Annotated in this window: 21 protein-coding genes; 6 read left to right on the forward strand and 15 right to left on the reverse strand. The window is 39.2% G+C overall.

Annotated features, from left to right (window positions below; all coding sequences use genetic code 11):
• Nucleotides 1-34 precede the first annotated feature (34 nt).
• Nucleotides 35-769 carry a toxin-antitoxin system YwqK family antitoxin gene (locus tag TEGAF0_RS03865; protein ID WP_264900215.1) on the forward strand — a complete coding sequence of 245 codons (735 nt, stop codon included), beginning with the start codon at nt 35-37 and terminating at the stop codon, nt 767-769.
• Nucleotides 770-776: 7 nt separating this feature from the next.
• Here the strand turns inward: TEGAF0_RS03865 and TEGAF0_RS03870 are convergent, their stop codons facing one another.
• Both TEGAF0_RS03870 and TEGAF0_RS03875 read right to left on the reverse strand, forming a co-directional pair.
• Nucleotides 777-1,757, reverse strand: a complete 981-nt coding sequence (locus tag TEGAF0_RS03870; protein ID WP_264900216.1) for a hypothetical protein — start codon at nt 1,755-1,757, stop codon at nt 777-779.
• A 3-nt stretch (nt 1,758-1,760) separates the two neighbouring features.
• Nucleotides 1,761-2,477 (reverse strand): class I SAM-dependent methyltransferase, encoded by a 717-nt coding sequence (locus TEGAF0_RS03875; RefSeq protein ID WP_264900217.1) that lies wholly within the window; start codon nt 2,475-2,477, stop codon nt 1,761-1,763.
• Between the two features lie 36 nt (nt 2,478-2,513).
• On the opposite strand from TEGAF0_RS03875, the gene TEGAF0_RS03880 reads away from it, so the two are divergent.
• Nucleotides 2,514-3,617 carry a glycosyltransferase family 4 protein gene (locus TEGAF0_RS03880; RefSeq protein ID WP_264900218.1) on the forward strand — a complete coding sequence of 368 codons (1,104 nt, stop codon included), beginning with the start codon at nt 2,514-2,516 and terminating at the stop codon, nt 3,615-3,617.
• Nucleotides 3,618-3,638: 21 nt separating this feature from the next.
• Nucleotides 3,639-4,385, forward strand: a complete 747-nt coding sequence (locus TEGAF0_RS03885) for a TylF/MycF family methyltransferase (RefSeq protein ID WP_264900219.1) — start codon at nt 3,639-3,641, stop codon at nt 4,383-4,385.
• Between the two features lie 24 nt (nt 4,386-4,409).
• Here TEGAF0_RS03885 and TEGAF0_RS03890 read toward each other — a convergent pair whose 3' ends face one another.
• Together TEGAF0_RS03890 and TEGAF0_RS03895 are read right to left on the reverse strand one after the other, a co-directional pair.
• A complete protein-coding gene (locus TEGAF0_RS03890) occupies nt 4,410-5,192 on the reverse strand; it encodes a glycosyltransferase (protein WP_264900221.1) in 783 nt (260 codons plus the stop codon).
• Complete coding sequence (locus TEGAF0_RS03895; protein WP_264900223.1) at nt 5,189-5,950, reverse strand: menaquinone biosynthetic enzyme MqnA/MqnD family protein; 762 nt, start codon at nt 5,948-5,950, stop codon at nt 5,189-5,191. The genes TEGAF0_RS03890 and TEGAF0_RS03895 overlap by 4 nt, the downstream gene beginning before the upstream one ends.
• A 65-nt stretch (nt 5,951-6,015) precedes the next feature.
• On the opposite strand from TEGAF0_RS03895, the gene purB reads away from it, so the two are divergent.
• Entirely contained in the window at nt 6,016-7,362 is a 1,347-nt protein-coding gene (gene purB, locus TEGAF0_RS03900; protein WP_264900225.1) for an adenylosuccinate lyase, read from the forward strand.
• An 83-nt stretch (nt 7,363-7,445) separates the two neighbouring features.
• On the forward strand, nt 7,446-12,182 hold the full coding sequence (locus TEGAF0_RS03905) for a translocation/assembly module TamB domain-containing protein (RefSeq protein ID WP_264900227.1): 4,737 nt from the start codon (nt 7,446-7,448) through the stop codon (nt 12,180-12,182).
• Between the two features lie 56 nt (nt 12,183-12,238).
• Here TEGAF0_RS03905 and TEGAF0_RS03910 read toward each other — a convergent pair whose 3' ends face one another.
• The 10 genes from TEGAF0_RS03910 to infA all read right to left on the reverse strand — a co-directional run bounded on the left by TEGAF0_RS03910 (nt 12,239) and on the right by infA (nt 19,248).
• Nucleotides 12,239-13,777 carry an ArnT family glycosyltransferase gene (locus TEGAF0_RS03910; protein ID WP_264900229.1) on the reverse strand — a complete coding sequence of 513 codons (1,539 nt, stop codon included), beginning with the start codon at nt 13,775-13,777 and terminating at the stop codon, nt 12,239-12,241.
• Between the two features lie 65 nt (nt 13,778-13,842).
• Nucleotides 13,843-14,268, reverse strand: coding sequence for a type II 3-dehydroquinate dehydratase (gene aroQ, locus TEGAF0_RS03915; protein WP_264900231.1), 426 nt, complete (start codon nt 14,266-14,268; stop codon nt 13,843-13,845).
• Between the two features lie 9 nt (nt 14,269-14,277).
• Entirely contained in the window at nt 14,278-15,381 is a 1,104-nt protein-coding gene (carA, locus tag TEGAF0_RS03920; protein ID WP_264900233.1) for a glutamine-hydrolyzing carbamoyl-phosphate synthase small subunit, read from the reverse strand.
• Between the two features lie 127 nt (nt 15,382-15,508).
• A complete protein-coding gene (rplQ, locus tag TEGAF0_RS03925) occupies nt 15,509-16,024 on the reverse strand; it encodes a 50S ribosomal protein L17 (RefSeq protein ID WP_346347632.1) in 516 nt (171 codons plus the stop codon).
• Between the two features lie 83 nt (nt 16,025-16,107).
• Nucleotides 16,108-17,109, reverse strand: a complete 1,002-nt coding sequence (locus tag TEGAF0_RS03930) for a DNA-directed RNA polymerase subunit alpha (RefSeq protein ID WP_026763364.1) — start codon at nt 17,107-17,109, stop codon at nt 16,108-16,110.
• Between the two features lie 37 nt (nt 17,110-17,146).
• Nucleotides 17,147-17,752 carry a 30S ribosomal protein S4 gene (rpsD, locus tag TEGAF0_RS03935; protein WP_026752039.1) on the reverse strand — a complete coding sequence of 202 codons (606 nt, stop codon included), beginning with the start codon at nt 17,750-17,752 and terminating at the stop codon, nt 17,147-17,149.
• Nucleotides 17,753-17,895: 143 nt separating this feature from the next.
• Nucleotides 17,896-18,306: a 30S ribosomal protein S11 gene (gene rpsK, locus TEGAF0_RS03940; RefSeq protein ID WP_026752040.1), complete on the reverse strand. Its 411-nt coding sequence runs from the start codon at nt 18,304-18,306 to the stop codon at nt 17,896-17,898.
• 143 nt (nt 18,307-18,449) lie between these two features.
• Nucleotides 18,450-18,830, reverse strand: a complete 381-nt coding sequence (gene rpsM / locus TEGAF0_RS03945) for a 30S ribosomal protein S13 (protein ID WP_264900238.1) — start codon at nt 18,828-18,830, stop codon at nt 18,450-18,452.
• 38 nt (nt 18,831-18,868) lie between these two features.
• Nucleotides 18,869-18,985 (reverse strand): type B 50S ribosomal protein L36, encoded by a 117-nt coding sequence (ykgO, locus tag TEGAF0_RS03950; RefSeq protein WP_071790319.1) that lies wholly within the window; start codon nt 18,983-18,985, stop codon nt 18,869-18,871.
• Nucleotides 18,986-19,029: 44 nt separating this feature from the next.
• Nucleotides 19,030-19,248, reverse strand: a complete 219-nt coding sequence (infA, locus tag TEGAF0_RS03955) for a translation initiation factor IF-1 (RefSeq protein WP_026752042.1) — start codon at nt 19,246-19,248, stop codon at nt 19,030-19,032.
• A gap of 42 nt (nt 19,249-19,290) precedes the next feature.
• Between infA and TEGAF0_RS03960 the strand changes: the two genes are divergently transcribed.
• Nucleotides 19,291-19,530, forward strand: a complete 240-nt coding sequence (locus tag TEGAF0_RS03960; RefSeq protein ID WP_264900247.1) for a hypothetical protein — start codon at nt 19,291-19,293, stop codon at nt 19,528-19,530.
• Here TEGAF0_RS03960 and TEGAF0_RS03965 read toward each other — a convergent pair whose 3' ends face one another.
• Nucleotides 19,531-19,935, reverse strand: a complete 405-nt coding sequence (locus tag TEGAF0_RS03965; RefSeq protein WP_264900249.1) for a hypothetical protein — start codon at nt 19,933-19,935, stop codon at nt 19,531-19,533. It lies immediately after the preceding gene.
• Nucleotides 19,936-19,955: the final 20 nt, after the last annotated feature.

A 19,955-nucleotide genomic window follows, 5' to 3' on the forward strand; every position in this document is an offset into this window, starting at 1 on the left:
CGGCTTAGTATTTTCGAATCCCAATGTAAGTAATATGAGATTTCTATTGCTACCGCTGTTCATTTTTTCGGTGAATGTCAATTTTGCACAGTGCAAAACCTATCAATTATCCGCTAAAGGAGATACCCTGAATTGTACCGATTACAAGGGAATGAAACAAGGTAAATGGATTGTATCTGCTCCCAAACTAAGAGGAACTCCTGCAACCGAATCAGAAGGTGTTTTCATTAACGATAAAAAAGAAGGTGTCTGGAGAACTTTCAATTTAATGGGCGATCTGTTGGCTCAGGAAAACTATCGGTGGGGAAACCTTCAAGGCAAACAAAGGTATTTTACGCTCACTGGATTAGAAAGAGAAGAGAGCTGGAGAGCGATAAATCCAGAAAAGGCATTTGATACTTTAGACGTTCCTGATCCCGCCAATCCCTTGCAATATGAACGCATCGTAGTTAAAAACGAAGGAGGATCCTTAAAACATGGAATCTGGAGATCTTTTAATCCGAATACAGGGGCATTGATAGAATCGGAGGAATACAATATGGGGCAATTGAAATCGGAAAGAGAAAATGCACTGTTAGAAAACAGAAACGCTAACAAAAATGCTCAATCCATTAATGCCTCCGCAGACAACATCCCCAACAAATCCAAAAATCCAGCAGACAGTTCGGCCAAAAGCAAAACTAAAGCCTTACCCAGGGAAGTGGCAGAATTCAATAAAAAGCAAGCCAAAAAGAATAAGCCAGTGGTAACCGGAAGAACCGGACAGTAGGCGCGATTTATTTAATTTTATTGATTTTAATATTCAATGGAGCCAATAACTGATTGATTGTCTTCATGATTCCCATACTTTTTTGGACTGGCTTGGCATAAGCACAAGGCAAGGCCCTGTAAAAATCCCAACCATTGGCTTTTACTATTTCCGTATAATGATGCAAAAGCAATTGCAAGACCGGGAGCGTAGAAAGCATATGCCGATTCTGATGTCTGGACAATTGTTCTGGTTTGGCAAAATCGTATCCACTAATATGAAGGAATAGCAAAGGATATTCATCATTTATCCAGTAACGGCCATCCTTTTCAGTAAGTTTTCTTTCGTGTAAATTCCAATACGCAACATTGAGGCCCGGGTCATTTGCCAAGTAAACTCCTTCAAAAAATAAAGGGACCCAGTTCAACCAGTTTTGGTCTACCCCCATTCCCTCTTCAAAGTTATAATGACATTCTGTTTGCATATGCCCTGACCACCAGGCCAGAAAACGATGTGTTTCAGCACTATTGCTGAAACCAATAAAACCGGCATTGTATAAACCAGAGCGCAAAATATCCCTTTCCCTGGGCAGCAAATGATCATTGGGAAGAGGAGAAGTATAATGGGGAGTAATTACGATATTATTTTGAATTAAATAAGATTCAACTATAGATAAATTATTGTAAATGAATGTATCAGAATCTATATATAGTAGCATATCTGGCGCGAATTCCCTGAACAAATATTGAGCGGCAAAAGACTTTACCGCACAATTCAACTCTATTACTGTATATCGTTGTGTAAATTCAACAAAATCAGGTATGCTTAATTCACTGATTTCTATAATATTGTAAGGCTTAAATGAATTTAAATCAAATCTTCCGTCTACCCTATCAACTAAAACAATATAGAGACTATATTCAGGATGTTGGGCAATAAACGAATCCGCCATTGTTTTGCAATGCGCCAAATGATTGGCCGAACAAACCGTATAAACTATCTTCTTCATGATTTACGCATTGGGCTTTTTAACTGCCAGTACAATCGTATTTAAATAAAACCTATCTGATTTTGGCCAGAAAGGTTCAAACAATCGGAATCCTCCATTCAATAATGGAATACCAATTTGGCGGACAATCTTTTTAAACCAATTGTATTTTCCTAGAAAAGGAATGTTGTGCATCCAGTGATCATGAATATACAAGACAAACAACTGAAATAAAGCCAGTGCAAAGTGTCCGTTCTTATCTATCACCTGTATCTCATATCCATTTTGCTCCAGCATATCTTTCAATGCAAACTGTGTATAGCGCGCATAATCAACAGGCATTTCATGTTCTTCCCATGCAAATGGACAGGTAATTAGCAATTGACCTCCCGGTTTGGTTACCCTGCTGATTTCAGGCAAAATCTGCGACAATCCAAAAACATGTTCAAATACTTCGCTCGAAAAAACAGCATCAAAACTTGCATCGGCAAACGGAATATGCTTGCCATCATAAAAAACATCCACATTTTCATTTTGATGATCATGCCCCTCCCCCTGATAGTCGAGACCCGTATAGGAAGAAACTTGTGTAAAAAGGGATTGATAAGGCTTCTCACCGCAACCAAAGTCGAGTAGTTTACCCTTGAGTTGTGGTGCATAAAAACTAATTTTACGGAACAGACCCTTTCTAATAAAATAAAGAGGATGTTTGATGGAGGGATTGAAGTTTTTAGGCACCATATTGTGAACGCAAATATTGCAGGCAAGATACGGAATATGACAATTAGGTATGATTATCAGATTTTTTGCGAACAGCCATATGGCGGTATCTCGCGTTATTTTTATGAATTGATTCAGCGACTGCAACAAAAACCAGGTGTGCATATTCAGCTGGATATCTTATCGGCAGACAATATTTTTCTGGAACAACTAAGAGGAAAAACAGCCTGGAATGAAGTTCATTTTAAAGGAAAGAAAGACTTAAACCGACTCCTGTCAAATGCATATGATAGTTTTGCCTCGAGAATGCAGCCCTTTGACATTTTTCACCCTACTTACTACAATAAATCTTCTTTGTCAAGGTCGGCGGGAAAACCCATGGTTATAACCATTCACGATATGATTGACGAGCGATTTCACAAGGAGAAGAAAGAATTTGAGCATATCCTTTCTGTAAGAGCCAAACATATTCAGCAGGCTTCCAAAATCATAGCTGTTTCCCAGAATACAAGAAAGGATTTGATTGAGTTATGTGGCGTGGCTCCTGAAAAAATTGAAACAATTTACCACGGAAACAGCTTCGAAAAAAATATTAATCGGTATAGTCTTTCCCGTTTAATTCAAACAGACTACATTTTATATACGGGAAAAAGATTTGCCTATAAAAACTTTAACCGGTTTGTTGAGAGTATGGTACCGGTTTTAAAAGAGCGTTCATCTTTGCAACTGGTTTGTGCCGGAGGAGGTCCTTTCAAAGGGTCAGAAATGAATATGCTAAAACAATGGGGTATTCAACAGCAGGTGGTGTATCAACCGATCCAAACTGATGAAGTACTGGCTGCCTTATATAATCACGCTATTGCATTGGTGTATCCAAGTTTATATGAGGGATTTGGATTGCCGATAATTGAGGCTTTTGCCTGTAGCTGTCCGGTGATTACATCGGTAGGATCCAGTACCGGAGAGATTGCAGGCGATGCGGCAGTTTTAATTGACCCGAACAATTCAAATGACATAACAGAAAAAATTTGGGAGGTGATGAATAATAGTACCTTGCAGACTGAAATGATTCAGAAAGGTTTGGTAAGAGCCACCCATTTTAATTGGGATAAAACAGCACAGCTAACCTTTGAATTGTACCAGTCACTGGTAAAAGCATAAACAGGCTTTTAAGCGATATATATGAAGATTAAACCCATCAAAGCACTTAAAGTTTTATTTGGACAGGACGAAAAAGGGCAGCAACTACCTCCTGATTTTGAACAGATCCATAGTACCATTATTGAAAAAGTAAGACCCTATACTATGACGAGTCCGGAACGACTCTATGGTTTAATTGAGAGCGTTCAATACGTTGTAAAAAACAATATTGAAGGAGCAATGGTGGAGTGTGGTGTCTGGAAAGGTGGCTCAATGATGGCCATTGCTGAAACCTTATTGGCATTGGGTGTGAGCGATCGGGAATTGTTTTTGTATGACACTTTTGAAGGCATGACTGCTCCTACAGAAGAAGACATAGATCAGCTAAACAGAGACGCAGCAAGCCAATTAAAACAAGATGCTTCCAAAAAAGCAGAAAGTGTGGTTTGGGCTTATTCCGGTTTAGAGGAAGTGAAACAAAATATTGCACGCACGGGATACCCTTCCGAAAAAATACATTTTATTCAGGGAGATATTTTGAAAACCATACCAACACAAATGCCTGGCCAAACAGCTCTGCTGAGACTAGATACAGACTGGTACGAGTCTACCAAACATGAAATGGAACATTTGTATCCTCTGCTGGTTTCAAAAGGCATTTTAATCATAGATGATTATGGTTTCTGGAAGGGTTCCAAAAAAGCGGTGGATGAATATCTGCAACAACACCAGGTTCCACTGATGCTACATCGAATGGATGAAACAGGTCGTTCAGCTGTGAAGCCTTAACGCCAGGCTAATTGATATTTAATATTAAGCATTGGCTAAGCCCAGTGCTTTTTTTATTTTGAAAAGCCATTTACCAACTGGCGTTTGCAAGAGCAGGTGTAAAATATATAGCCTCAGTTGCCAAAGTCGGCATAGGAATGAAAAACCAAAATAAGATTCATAAATCCGGATATTGTCTTTCAGGGATTGTACATAATTTTTAGTACTGATGCCTGTATCGTCAAAAACACTGATAGTATGATTTATGTAGCCATATGGTTCTGCATGAATACGACACATTAAATCGTAGTCCATGGCAATTTTATGCGCATTATTAAAATTACCTACTCGGTTGTACACTTCTTTTTTTACAAACCAAGTTGGATGAGCCACACTGCGCATTCCTCTGTAAAGTTTTTCTGCATCAAAGGGTTTTCCAATTACTATCTCCTGCCCTGCCCTGGTTACTTTAATGTTTCCGCTGCTCCAGCAAATAGTAGGATTGTCCCTATAATATTTCTTTACTATTAGTATCACATCCTTGCCTGCATAACAATCTCCGGCATGTAATAAATGCAGCAATGGAAAACGGGCGTGTTCAATCCCTTTATTAAATGCATCCCCAATACCCTGATCCCTTTCATTAATCCATCTTCTGTATGCGGGCTGAGGCGTATCTGCCAGCCAGTTGGCAATATCAGGAGTAGAAGATCCATTAATGATCAGATGCTCATCCGGCAAATCCAATTGCGCGTCAACCGATGCACAGGTTCGCTGTAAATCGGCTAGGTTATTGAAACATATACTGATCACCGTTACTTGTATCATGCCGTTTGCAGGGGGCTTAGTGTCATTAATTTTTCATGAAACAACTGAATCGCTTTCAGTTTATCCTCATTCAGTTGGTATTGAATATTCTCCGTGAAATAGGTTTTCAAATCGTATGCATCAAAAGACAAACTAGAAACTACTTCGTCAATATGCTGAAGCCCGTATCCCAATGCGCGGTTGAAAGCATCAATAAAATCGGGATCAATGGGTTTGTTGGCTACCCAGGCAGCAAAAACAAATGGCAATCCGGTAAAATTATTCCAGGCCGTGGCCAGATCATACATATAAGGGGATTGCAACCGCTGCTCCAAAGCACGGTCTCCAATAACAACAGCTGCCGTGGTTCCCTTGATTTGCTCTCTGAAATCAGGACCAGCCGCTTCTATATGAAGGTCGAGCTTCCAGTAATCGCGAACCAGTATCCTGGCAAGGTTCACAGAAGTCCGGCTCTGATAATCGAGCAACAAAGTTTTTACTTCTTTTAATGGCACTTCACTGAAAATGGCTACAGAAGCCACGTCTTCTTCAGCAGAAATACAATAATCAGAAACAATCTGTGCATTAGGTATGGAGGGAATGATGGCAACCGGAATCAACCCTATATCAACACGGTCATTTTGCAGGTCAGCCGCAACACGGGCGGGGTAATCTTCTGTCAACTCAATTTTATCCAGCAGGCCCGATCTTTTAATGCCTAGCATCATGGGCTTGGTATTTAAATAACTTACGGCTCCAATTCTTATCTTCTTGTTCAATTCAGCTACTTTTGTACAAAGAAAAGATTAAATCTAAATATTTAACGTTTACCCCTTAAAAATCCATGGAACTGACTCAATTAACCGCTATTTCACCTATCGACGGAAGATACAGAAGTAAAACTGCCCCTTTGGCTGACTATTTTGCAGAATATGCACTTATCAAATACAGAGTATTGGTTGAAGTGGAATATTTTTTCTTTCTGGCCGATCAGCGTTTTTTTAAACTGGCTGCCAAGCCCAGGCAAGCCCTCAGAACCATGCTGGAAAATTTTAGTGTGGAAGACGCCCAACATATTAAACAACTAGAACAAACCACCAACCATGATGTAAAAGCGGTTGAATATTTTTTAAAAGAGCAGGCTGATAAAGTAGGCATTGGACATTTAAAAGAGTGGATTCACTTTGGCTTAACATCACAAGACATCAACAATACGGCTATCCCACTAAGCTGGAAGCATGCCATGGAGCACGAATACCTGCCAATGCTGATTAATTTACAGAATGGCATTTACAATCTGGCAAATCAATGGAAAGATGTTCCAATGCTGGCCAGAACTCATGGACAGGCTGCTTCTCCTACCCGTTTGGGGAAAGAACTCATGGTATTTGTAGAGCGTTTACACAATCAAATAGAACTCTTTGCGAGCATCCCATATGCGGCTAAGTTTGGCGGTGCCACCGGTAATTTCAATGCACACTATATTGCATTTCCAAAAAAGAACTGGGTTGCACTTGGAAATAAATTTGTAGAGGAAACATTAGGATTGCAGCGCATGCAGTTCACCACACAAATTGAGCACTACGATGCCATTGCTGCACATTTTGATGCCTTAAAAAGAATCAACAATATCCTGATAGACTTAAGCCGGGATATATGGACCTATATTTCCATGGATTACTTTAAACAGAAAACCAAAAAAGGAGAAGTGGGTTCATCGGCCATGCCACATAAAGTTAACCCCATTGATTTTGAAAATGCAGAAGGCAATTTAGGAATGGCCAATGCTTTATTAGAGCACCTGAGTGGCAAATTGCCCATCAGCCGCTTACAAAGGGATTTAACTGACTCAACTGTATTAAGAAATATCGGTGTACCTGTAGCGCATATTTTGATTGCCTTTCAGTCTTTGGAAAAAGGATTGTCTAAATTGATCTTACATGAAGCAGCTATTCAACAAGACCTCGAAAACAACTGGCCAGTAGTAGCGGAAGCCATTCAGACGATTCTAAGAAGAGAGAATTACCCTAATCCCTATGAGGCATTAAAGGAGCTTACCAGGGGCAAACAAAAAATTGACAAAAAAACCATTCATCAGTTTATACAATCTTTAAAAATCAGTCCCGCACTCAAAAAGGAATTAAAAGCCATTACACCAGCTAATTACACAGGAATCAATCCTAATTATTAGTATGGCATCATGATTGCAACTCTTTATTTTTATTGATTCGAAAAACGAGCACTCTGCAAAAAGCACTCAACATATTCAGAAAAGTGATACTGATATTGATATCCGTATTGCTTTTGCTGTATATAGCCATTCAGACCGACATGGTGCAAAATGCGCTCGTTAAATACGCTACCGGCAAATTAAGCGCTGCACTTGGCACCGAAGTAAGCATCAAGAGAGTGAGTGTGTCTTTCTTCAGCAAATTAAGCATGGATGGTACACTGGTAAGAGACCAGAAAAAAGATACAATTCTGTATGCAGGTAGTTTAAAACTAAACATTACAGACTGGTTCTTTTTGAAAGATAAAGTAGAACTGAAATACATAGGGCTGGAAAATGCTGTTATAAAACTACAACGAACTGATAGTACCTGGAACTATCAGTTCATAGCAGATTATTTCAGCAGCCCCACTCCTGCCAAAAAGAAAAAAAACACAATCAACCTGAACCTGAAAAAAATTGATTTAAAAAATATCCGATTCTTTCAGAATGATTTATGGGTTGGCACACAGAATACCATAGAACTAGGCGCATTAATTGTAGATGCAGAGCGGATAGATTTTGCAAGCAATCAATACATCATTAATGAGTGTTTACTTACGCAACCGAATGTTATACTCCAGAATCTAGATGGATTAAGGCCTCCAAAACTCAAAAAAAAGATTCCGTACTATGATGGAAAATCACTCTACTTTAATCCTAGCGAAATTGGGATTCAGGTAAAGAATATTCAAATTAAGGGGGGACGTCTTTTTATTGAAGGCAATACAGAAAAAGCAAGTGGCGGATTTGATGAATCACATATTGAACTTTCATCCCTCAATGGCAAACTCAAGAATTTTGTTCTCAACAAAGATACAATGAAAGCTGCTGCTGTTATTAGTGCCAAAGACAGAAGCGGTTTTGAAATTAAAAAGCTGGCTGCCAATATTCGTTTTACTCCGCAAATTATGGAGTTCAATAATCTTGACTTACAAACCAACAAAAGCAGATTGGGCAGTTATTATGCTATGAAATACAAAGACTTCAACGAAGACTTTGCACATTTTATTAGTCAGGTACAACTGAAGGCAAGATTCTCTAATGCCAAAATTCACAGTGACGATATTGCTTTTTTTGCGCCGGAATTAAAAGGCTGGAATAAACAGATTACACTGGGTGGAAATTTTGATGGCACAATTGAGGACTTTACTGTAGCAGGACTCAATGGAAATATAGGAGCGAATACAAGTATTTCGGGTGCGCTTTCTATGAAGGGATTGCCAGACATCAATACAACGCAAATTAATTTTAGCAATGGGGTACTCAATACGAACGCCTACGATCTAGGTCTGTTTATCCCTGCTATGAAAGATATAACGAATCCTGATTTGCCTTCACTGGGTCCAATCGTGTTCAGAGGAAATTTTAAAGGCAGTATCAATAAATTCAATACTGCCGGAGTAATATCTACCCGACTGGGAGGAGCACAAACCAATATTAGTTTAGTATTTCCGGATAAAGGAGAGCCCAGCTTCGAAGGTTTTTTAAGCACTAAGAAATTTCATCTGGGAAAATTCCTGAAACTTGATTCATTGGGGAATATTAATTTCAGCGGTAAAGTAATCGGGTCTAGCTTCAATATTGAAAAACTGAAGACCCGATTTGACGGCGTTGTTCATAGTATTGAATACAATGGCTATGCTTACAGCAATATTATTGCCAACGGAACTATTCAGCGAAAAGCCTTTAACGGCGAACTGGAAATAGAGGATCCAAATCTTGGCTTTACAAGCAATGTGGAAGTCGATTTCAGCCAGCGTGAGCCCCTATTTAATATTGTAGGTGACCTATCCAAAGCAGATTTGCAATCACTGAAACTACTAAAGGATTCAGTAAAAATTGCAGGTCTACTCGATGTGAATTTTACTGGTAGTAATATTGATCAGTTTATTGGAACCGCCAAGCTGCTGAATGCAAATATTCAGAACGCCGGCAATAGTATTCAATTTGACTCTTTAAACCTTAGCTCCTTTTACAGCGACTCAATTAAAACGCTACATATTGGCAGCAATGAATTCAACGCCACCATCAACGGCAAGTTTAATATCAAGGAATTGCCTTCCAGTTTTCAGGCATTCCTGCATAATTACTACCCGGCTTACATTAAGTCGCCGAAAACCACACCTATCAATCAGCAATTTGATTTTGCAATCAATACTTATTACATAGAACCCTACTTTAAAATATTTACCAATAAAGTATCCGGGTTTAACGATGTGAGTCTGAAAGGTAAAATTGATACCCGAAATATTGCATTGGGTATCAGCGCATATATTCCTTATGGAAAATATGACCAATATGCTGCTACTGGTTTTCAACTGGAAGGCAATGGAGATTTTGATTCGCTGGAAGTAAATACCAATATTAAAAATTTTGAAATTGGAGACAGCCTGAGTTTGCCCAACTCCGTTATCAACATTGTTGCCGCCAATGACCACTCTGTTGTTTCTATTAATACCAAAGCCAATAATACGCTAGATGATGCTGCCCTCCTTGCAGATGTATATACCTTAGAGGATGGGGTAAGAATTCAGTTTAAGCCTTCCACCTTTGTATTGAAAGAGAAAAAATGGAGTATTGAAGACAATGGTGAATTAATTATCAGAAAAAATCTGTTAAGTGCCAATAATGTGAAGATTTCACAGGGCGATTTTCAGGAAATAAAAATTGTAACAGAAGAAGAGGATGGCGGAAATACCAGCAATCTGATTGTAAAGCTCAAAAACATTGTATTAGGAGATATTACTTCTCTTTTCATGAGAAAGGAAACATTGGAAGGTGTAGTAAGTGGGGAAATAAAAGTTGCTGATTACTTTGGAGATTTCAAGGCGGCTGCCCAATTAAAAGCAGCTTCGTTTTACTACGAACAGGATTCCGTTGGCGTTGTAGACATTAAAGCAACATATGACAGCAAAACTGGTCTGTTGCCATTCGAAGTAATTTCTCCTAATAGAAATTATGATTTAACAGCTAAGGGTTCATATAATATAAAAGACACCAGTGGTAAATCTTTTCAAACCAAGATTGATTTAAAAGAAACGCAAATAACTGTAATTGAGAACCTGCTCACAGGTCTGTTCAGCAATTTAAAGGGCATTGCATCTGGGAATCTGGAGATCAGTGGAGATTTGAACGCTCCAAAGTTACTGGGTGCCATTACTTTAAAAGATGCCGGACTTAAAGTTGATTTTACACAAGTTGAATATACAATAGACTCCGCCAATCTGTTGTTTGAGGAAGATGGAATTAATTTCGGCAGTTTTACCATTAGAGATAAATATGGTTATACGGGTACAGCCAGCGGTAAACTATATGAGAATGGTTTTAAGAATATGGCTTTTGACTTTGATGTCAGAACCGATAAATTACTCATGATAGACACCAAAGCCAAAGACAATGAACAGTTCTATGGAAAGGCAATCGGCAGGGCTAGTCTGAGTTTTAAAGGACCGGAGAATGACTGTAAAATGTCGATAGTAGCAGAAGCCAACGACAGCTCTCATATTTATATTCCCAATAAGGAAGGAAAAGAGAGTGGCAGCGCAGACTTTATTGTTTTCAAATCATATGGAACCGAACTGGAAACCAGAACTACTAAAAGCAATTTCAATTTAACAGTAGATTTGGATGTTACTGCTAATAACAAAGTATTGATTGATGTAATTTTAGATGAAGTTAGCGGCGATATCATTAAAGCAGTAGGCAATGGAAGATTACTGATTAAAGCAGGTACCATTGAACCCTTAACCATCAAAGGGCGCTACAATATTGAAAGTGGAAACTATGACTTTAACTTTCAATCCCTCTTAAAAAAACCATTTGAGTTATTACCTAATACCAATAATTATATAGAGTGGAACGGAGATCCCTATAAAGCAACCATGAGTATTGATGCACAATACACAGCAGAACGGATTTCCTTATCCGATTTAATTGGGAACAATATTTTCAGTGGTTCTGTAAGAGGATACCGGGGTGATGTATATGTAATTGCCGAATTAAGAAATCAGCTAAGTCAGCCTGATATTAGTTTCAGATTGGATTTTCCTCAGGGTAGCCCGGTTAAAAATGACAATGAATTCTCTGCATTCCTCAACAGAATTCAAAGGGATGAAAATGAAATTTTAAAACAGGTTTCCTTCTTAATTGTGTTTGGAGCATTTGCGCCTCCCGGCGAATTCAATAACCGTTCCGGTGGCTCCAATCCTTACAACATAAGCTCTCTGGGTATCAATACCCTTTCACAGGTATTAACCAATGAAGTGAATAAAGCTTTGTCTGGTTTGTTGTTTAAAATTACGGGAGACAGAAGTTTACGGTTCGACCTTGGCGCTTCTTTATATAATAGTTCCAGCATATTTGGTGCTACCACCGGAGGTGTTCAAAACAACAGCAATGTTCTCGATCGTTCCAGGGTGAATTTTAAATTCGGAAAATCATTTTTAAACAACAATGTAACTGTTACTTTTGGGGGCGATCTTGATTTTAATCTAGGGGCCCCTACTGGTGTTGGAAATAATTTTCAATGGCTTCCCGATCTAAACATTGAAATTATTCTGACCAAAGACAGAAAATTAAGAGCCATAATTTTCAATAAGAATAGTCTTGATATCAGCGGCTCCAACTTTGGAAGAAGAAACAGAACAGGAGCCAGCATCTCTTATAGAAGAGACTTTGATAAACTATGGGCCAAGAAAGAAAAAGAAGTTACCCTTACAGATCCTGCTCAAAAGAAATAAAATACCTTTCTGATTTGTAGAAAAACCAAAGGTTCCGCTTAAGGAAAAAGATTGGCTTAGGGTAAAAGCGAATCGGGAACTTTCTTACAGTTTCTTAAACGATAGATATAAAAATAGCGGACTACTCCCCCGCCTCTTTGCTGCTTTAATTTTTCCGCAGGTTCAATCGTCGTAAAATAATTACCATAGGCTTCAGCAACATTCAACGGAACATTAGAAGGTACAATGGCATATGCATCCATCCCTATCTGCAATGCATCACGTTCCTTATTTAACCAGGCAAACTGATGAAGATCCTGTAAAGCCCCAACACCAATTAAAGGTACTCCTGAAGTCCGGGATACATAAAATTCAAGGTGTCCTCCGGGGAACCATTTGTTAGCTAATAATACAGGATGAGATTTTATCTGACCTTCAGCAATATCTTCTTTCACTATCACAGAAAACTGCTCTCCCAAAGAAGTCCATCCGGACAGATCAAGCGTTGGGCAATACTCACCATATGCATTCTGAGACTGATCACCAAAGTTGACTGGCGCATATCTTATTAAAGCAATACCGGTTAATAAAGCAATAAATACAAATCCAATAGCCCACTTAAGTATGCCAGGAAAAAATATGGCTTTCCGTTGATCCAACCAGGCTGCAACAATAAAATATAAAGGGATATATGCGGGACCAGACCAATGTGGCAATGTGGGATTAAACAACGCAATACTCCAGAAAACCAGCAGCATTGGGATACTCATACTAAACAACCAGGCGCCTATTCTCTGTTGTCTGAACCTGAACTGCTTTCTGACAAAAAAGATTACCGACAACCAGACCAATACAAACACAAAAGGATTCTGATAAGCAAACTCTCCCACTATTTCCTGTAGAAAAGCGTTCGTATTTATGCCGGTATGGGTAACTCTACCAGAATGAAAACGATAGGTAATAAAATCATACTGAATATTCCAGTAAAGAATGGGGATTAGAAACAATATTGTAGTTGCTGCTGAAACATACAATCTTGGATTGCTTAGCCAGTGTCGTTTCTGCAACAAAATATAAAAACCAAATCCAGCCCATAGAAATAATCCATGTACTTTCGCCAGGGTGGCCATGCCAATCATAACGCCTAGAAAAATCCAGATGCTCCAGTTCTTTTCGTCCGACTTATGAATAATCAGATAGGCCATAATATACAGCGCCCCCGTCCAGAAAGGCATTTGGGGAGAATCGGGCAAAACAAAGAATCCGGCAATAAATCCTGTATAAACAGAAGCTGTGTATAGAAGGGCAGCATACCAGCCAACTCTTTCGTTTCCAATCAACTTACCTGTTTTAAAAATAAACCAGGTTGAAAACGCCGCCCCAACAAAACTTCCCAGCCGCAGCGATAATTCGGAAACCCACCATCCGTTCAAACTAAAAATCCGAATCATCCAGGCCACCATGGGTGGGTGGTCAAAATAATTCCAATCGGGTCTTAACACGTAAGTCCAGTAATACACTTCATCGTTACCAAGCTCAATGGTAGATGCCAGCAGGAGTTTAACTATAAAACTGATGCCAATTAAATAGAGAATTGGTTTTGTATAGGATTTCACCAACAGCATTTAGGTAGCTGAATATTGAACACTAAAAGTAAGAAAAAAACAGCGGATGGCTTTGTTTAAGCCTTCTGAGTCAATAACCACTGAATGGCAAGTTCATACCCCTTCAATCCAAGACCGGCAATCGTTCCCTTTGCTTTTGCAGAAACATGAGAAATTTTTCTGAAATCTTCTCGCGCATGAATATTACTGATATGTACTTCAACTACAGGCGGTTGAATAGCAGCAATGGCATCGCCAATGGCAACACTGGTATGTGTATACCCGCCTGGATTCAGAACAATACCAACACTGTTTTCTCCTGCAGCCTGAATAGCATTGATCAGTTCCCCTTCTATATTCGACTGAAAATAGATAAAATGAACCTGAGTAAAAACTGCTTTAAGTTGCTCCAAATACTGTTCAAATGAGAGATTACCATATACTTCCGGCTCTCGCTTCCCTAATAAATTCAGATTGGGACCATTAATGATCGTAATGTTCATACAATGAATTTACTGCATCATTTCAACAAAACGATCAAATAAATATCGGCTATCGTGCGGACCAGGTGTACTTTCCGGATGATATTGTACACTAAACGCAGGTCTGTCTTTTAATCGAATACCTTCAATGGATTCATCATTCAGATTTACATGCGTCACTTCTACATTGGGATGATCCTTAACCGCAACCGGATCTACACCAAACCCGTGGTTCTGGGTAGTAATTTCACACTGACCGGTAATAATATTTTTTACAGGGTGATTCAAACCTCTGTGACCATGGTGCATTTTAAAAGTTGGGATACCATTCGCTAATGCCAGCAACTGATGTCCCAAACAGATACCAAATACAGGCTTATGTTCATCCAGAATTTCTTTGACAGTCTCAATGGCATAAGGCATGGCAGCAGGATCCCCTGGACCGTTGGAAATAAAATATCCAGTAGGATTGAACTCCTTTAATCGGTCAATTTTGGTTTTTGCAGGATGTACACGAACATGAGCTCCCCTGCTCACCAGGCACTGTAAAATATGTTGCTTCACACCAAAATCCAATACAGCTACTTTAATGGGGGAAGTAGGATCTCCCAATTCATATTCTGTGGTAGTGCTTACTTTACTGGCCAGTTCCTGACCATCCATACTTGGCACTTCTTTCAGACTTGCCTTTAATTCCTCTACAGAAAGATCTTCAGAAGAAATAATACAGTTCATTGCTCCTACTGTTCTTATATGTGCTACCAATGCACGGGTATCAATCCCGTCTATAGCAACAATATTATTTTGAATCAGGTAGGCATTTAAATCCGCATTGGCAAGATGTCTGCTGTATTGATCTTCCAGATTTCTGGCAATCAGGGCATGAATCTTCACTGAACTACTCTCTACGTCTGATTCCTTTACGCCATAATTTCCAATATGCACCGTATTCATAATGATTACCTGTCCTGAATAACTTGGATCGGTAAATACTTCCTGGTATCCAGTCATGCCAGTATTAAAACAAATTTCACCGGTAGCGGTACCAATTTTACCAAAGGAGAGGCCATGAAAAACATGTCCATCTGCAAGAACAAGAGTAGCGGGTTTACGGCTGATTGTAGAATGAGGCATATTGAAAATTATGTGTGCAAAAGAAAATCAATTTTATCAAAAAAACGAATGAAGTTGCTAACAGACGGATTAAAAAAAAGGCAAAACCGAAACGATTTTGCCTTTATGTTAATACCACTTCATTTTATTATTCAGCGGCTTTTTCTTCAGTTGAAGCAGCTTCAGGAGCTACAGTGGATTCCTCAGCAGCATCTGCTTTTTTAGGAGCGCGGCTACGACGAGTTTTCTTAGCAGGTTCTGCAGCAGCTGTTGCAGACTTACCATAGATTTCGTTGAAGTCAACCAATTCAATCATTGCTTTTTCAGCATTGTCACCAGGACGAATGCCTAATTTCAAAATTCTGGTATAACCACCTGGACGAGAAGCAACTTTAGGTCCAACTACAGTGAATAATTCTTTCACAGCAGCTTTATCCTGCAATTCAGCAAACACCAAACGGTGATTGTGGCTGATTTGTAAAGCAGATTCGTTCTTCTTGGTCTTGGTAATCAATGGCTCAACGTATGCTCTTAAAGCCTTGGCTTTAGCCAAAGTAGTAACAATACGCTTGTGCGTGATTAACTGACTTGCAAGGTTCTGTAACAAAGCCACTCTGTGTGCCTTCTTACGACCGAGGTTGTTGATTTTGTCTCCGTGACGCATGACATTTAATTTTTAACTCCACACCGGGTCAGGATTTGTGAAGGTTGTTCCACTTACAAAGTAAGCGAAACGTGAATAAATAATTAGTTATCTAAATTGTCTAAACCTAGTTTACCTAGATCCATACCAAAGCTTAAACCTCTTTCGGTTAATACTTGCTCAATTTCAGACAATGATTTCTGACCGAAGTTTCTGAACTTCATCAAATCTTCTTGTTCATATTGAACTAGTTCACTTAAGCTGTTAATTTTTGCTGCTTTTAAGCAGTTGAAAGCACGCACAGAAAGGTCTAAATCTTCCAATGGAGTTTTCAATACTTTGCGCAGTTGCAATACGTGCTCATCAACTACATCTTCTTTCTTATCTTCTTTGTTATCGAAAGTGATGTTTTCATCGGTGATGATCATCAAATGCTGAATCAAAATTCTGGAAGCTTGTTTTACTGCTTCTTCAGGATGAATAGTTCCGTCAGTTGCAACATCCAAAATTAATTTTTCGTAATCGGTTCTTTGTTCAACACGGTAGTTCTCAATAGCGTATTTAACGTTCTTGATTGGGGTGTGAATAGAATCGATTGCGATATATCCAAATGGAGCATCTTTCACTTTGTTCTCTTCTGCAGGAACATAACCGCGACCTCTTGCAATAGTAAGCTCGATGTCTAATTTAGCGGTAGGATCCATGGTGCAGATTAACAATTCAGGATTCATTACCTGGAAACTTGGAGTAACTTCTCCAATCATTCCGGCAGTGAATTCGCTGCGGCCCTTGATTGATAAATTGATTTTTTCAGAAGTCAAATCCATATCGGCGTTCTTCTTAAAACGAACCTGCTTTAAATTCAGGATCATTTCAGTAACGTCTTCGGTAATTCCTTTGATAGTAGCAAACTCGTGGTCTACTCCGTCAATTTTAATACCTACGATTGCGTATCCTTCTAAAGAACTCAAAAGTACTCTGCGTAAAGCATTACCAATGGTTAATCCATATCCTGGCTCTAGCGGACGAAATTCAAACTGACCTTCAAAATCAGTTGCTTTCTGTAGAACGATTTTGTCTGGCTTTTGGAAGCTTAATATTGCCATGTTAAAACGTGTTTTATTAATTGTGTGAGTAGATAGATTACTTAGAGTACAATTCAACGATCAACTGCTCCTTAATATTTTCAGGAACATGCTCGCGCTCTGGCATGGTGATGAACGTACCTTTCATTTCAGATTCGTTCCAATCTAACCAACCAAACTTAGGATTCTTACCACGTGTTTTGCTGGTAATGCCAGAATTGTGTGCACTCTTAGGACGGTAAGCAATGATATCACCTGGCTTACAAGTGTAAGAAGGTACATTCATGATTTCACCGTTTACAGTAATATGCTTGTGGTTAACCAACTGACGAGCTTCTGGACGGCTGGCAGTTAATCCCATACGGAATACTGTATTGTCTAAACGTGCTTCTAATAATTTAATCAGGTTCTCACCGGTAACACCTTTTAAACGCTGAGCTTCTTCAAAAGTCTTACGGAACTGGCGCTCCAATACACCATAAGTGTATTTTGCCTTTTGCTTTTCTCTTAACTGTAGGGCATATTCGCCTAAAGTCTTACGCTTGCGGGCAGCACCATGCTGTCCTGGAGGGTTAGAATTCTTTCCTAACCACTTGGCATTTCCTAAAATAGGTTCGCCGAAAATTCTGGAGATTTTGGTCTTTGGACCTGTGTAACGTGCCATAATTTAAATTTTCATTTCGATTTTTTTAGCATTCGTTGCGTCGATCGGTTAAAAATCGTAAAAAATGAATCGGGCAACCTTTTGATAAATGAAACCTTGTGGCTCAATATTTTTTCCACTACCCCTATTGGGGCTTAGGTAAATTAAACTCTTCTTTGTTTTGGAGGACGACATCCGTTGTGTGGCATAGGGGTAACGTCTTTGATAGAAGTTACTTCAATACCAGACTGAGAAATAGAACGGATTGCACCTTCACGACCCGCACCTGGTCCTTTTACAAATACATCTACACGCTTCAAACCTGCGTCCAATGCAACTTTCGCAGCATCAGCAGCAGCCATCTGAGCTGCGTATGGAGTGTTTTTCTTAGAACCTTTAAAACCCATTTTACCAGCACTGCTCCAGCTGATAACCTGGCCAGTCTTGTTGGTAAAGCTGATAATAATGTTGTTGAAAGTAGCAGAGATTCTTACTTCGCCGGCAGCATCTACTTTTACTACTCTTTTCTTGGCAGCAGCTTTTGCACTGTTCTGCGCTTTTTGTGGTTTAGCCATTTTTGCTTTTTTAGGTAATCTTCCCCGAAGGGATGGTTAAATAATATCCGTTAGAACGGAACCCTTCAGTCTCCCTCTTTTCAGAGATCCAATCATCAGGGATTTTATGCAAGAAAGCCCGAATGATGATTCGGGCTGACTATTTATTTCTTAGCTGCTTTCTTCTTACCAGCAACTGTTTTACGCTTACCTTTTCTGGTACGGCTGTTGGTCTTTGTTCTCTGACCACGAACAGGAAGTCCTTTACGATGACGTAACCCTCTGTAACATGCAATATCCAACAAACGTTTGATACTCATAGAAACCTCACTTCTTAGTGCACCTTCTACCTTGAATTCGTTGTTGATGATGTTACGGATAGCAGTTTGCTCCTCATCATTCCACTGGTTTACTTTTTTGTCCAAGTCAATACCCGCTTTTTCAAGGATATACTGAGCTGTTGAACGTCCAATACCAAAAATATAGGTTAGACCAATCTCTCCTCTTTTGTTTTTTGGCAAATCAATACCGGCAATACGAGCCATATTATAGTTGTTTTATGCTGTTAATTTGATTAATTGGATTACCCTTGACGCTGCTTAAAGCGAGGATTCTTTTTGTTAATCACAAATAATTTACCCTTGCGCTTCACGATCTTACAATCGGCACTGCGTTTTTTAATGGAAGCTCTTACTTTCATTTTTTGGTTGTTTAACTGTTATTTTCCTGTTACGTTCGTTATTCTTATTTGTATCTGAAAATGATTCTTCCTCTGCTCAAATCGTATGGGCTCATTTCCACACCCACTTTGTCCCCTGGTAAAATACGGATGTAGTGCATCCTCATTTTTCCTGAAATAGTGGCCAATATTTCGTGACCGTTTTCTAACTTCACTCTAAACATTGCATTACTTAATGCCTCTAGAATGACTCCGTCCTGTTTAATCAATGGTTGTTTCGACATACTATTTTTGGGGCTGCAAAGATATTAGAATACAACCGAATTATGAAAAATAAGGGGAGAAAACTCCTGAAAATGTGGAAAAAAATTCCAAAAAATGAGTTTTCCACCGAAAAAAGCTGGTTTTGGCGCCTGTTTTTCCCTGGATTCGGCCACCGGAAAGGTAGAAAAAAGAAAAAGCGCCAGGATATTCCTGACGCAAATTTATTAAAAACGTACCTGATTTTTATCCGCCTTCTCTATCTATATTTATCCAATCCTATGCAATTGAGCAAATTGAAATGACTACATGGGATCTCGAGTAAGATGAATTTTAACCATATCTGAATACTGATTTTGCAGCTGATGTACATAATGAACGTTGGGATGATGTCTCCTGTCTTCCCTATACCACATTTCTATGGACGAGAAATCACCCGCTTTCGGGGTAACCAGCCGGAAAGCTCCTTTTGAATACTTAACAGAACCATCCTCCCCATCCTGTTTGCTGAAACTAAGACTCAGTAAGGCATTTTCATCCAGAGGAATCGGATGCAAATGATCCGTTGAAAACCAGAATTCCTGTACAGAGGTAAGCAGACAAACCTGCTTTTCATCTCCGTTTAATCGGGTGACTTCTCCCTCCCACATTTTTCCTTCAAACTCGCCCATCATGTAGTCTCCAATTTTGATGTCGTTGAATTTAATCATATGGCAATTGTTTATGCCAT

Source organism: Sediminibacterium sp. TEGAF015, from assembly GCF_025997995.1.
Taxonomy (GTDB): Bacteria; Bacteroidota; Bacteroidia; order Chitinophagales; family Chitinophagaceae; genus Sediminibacterium.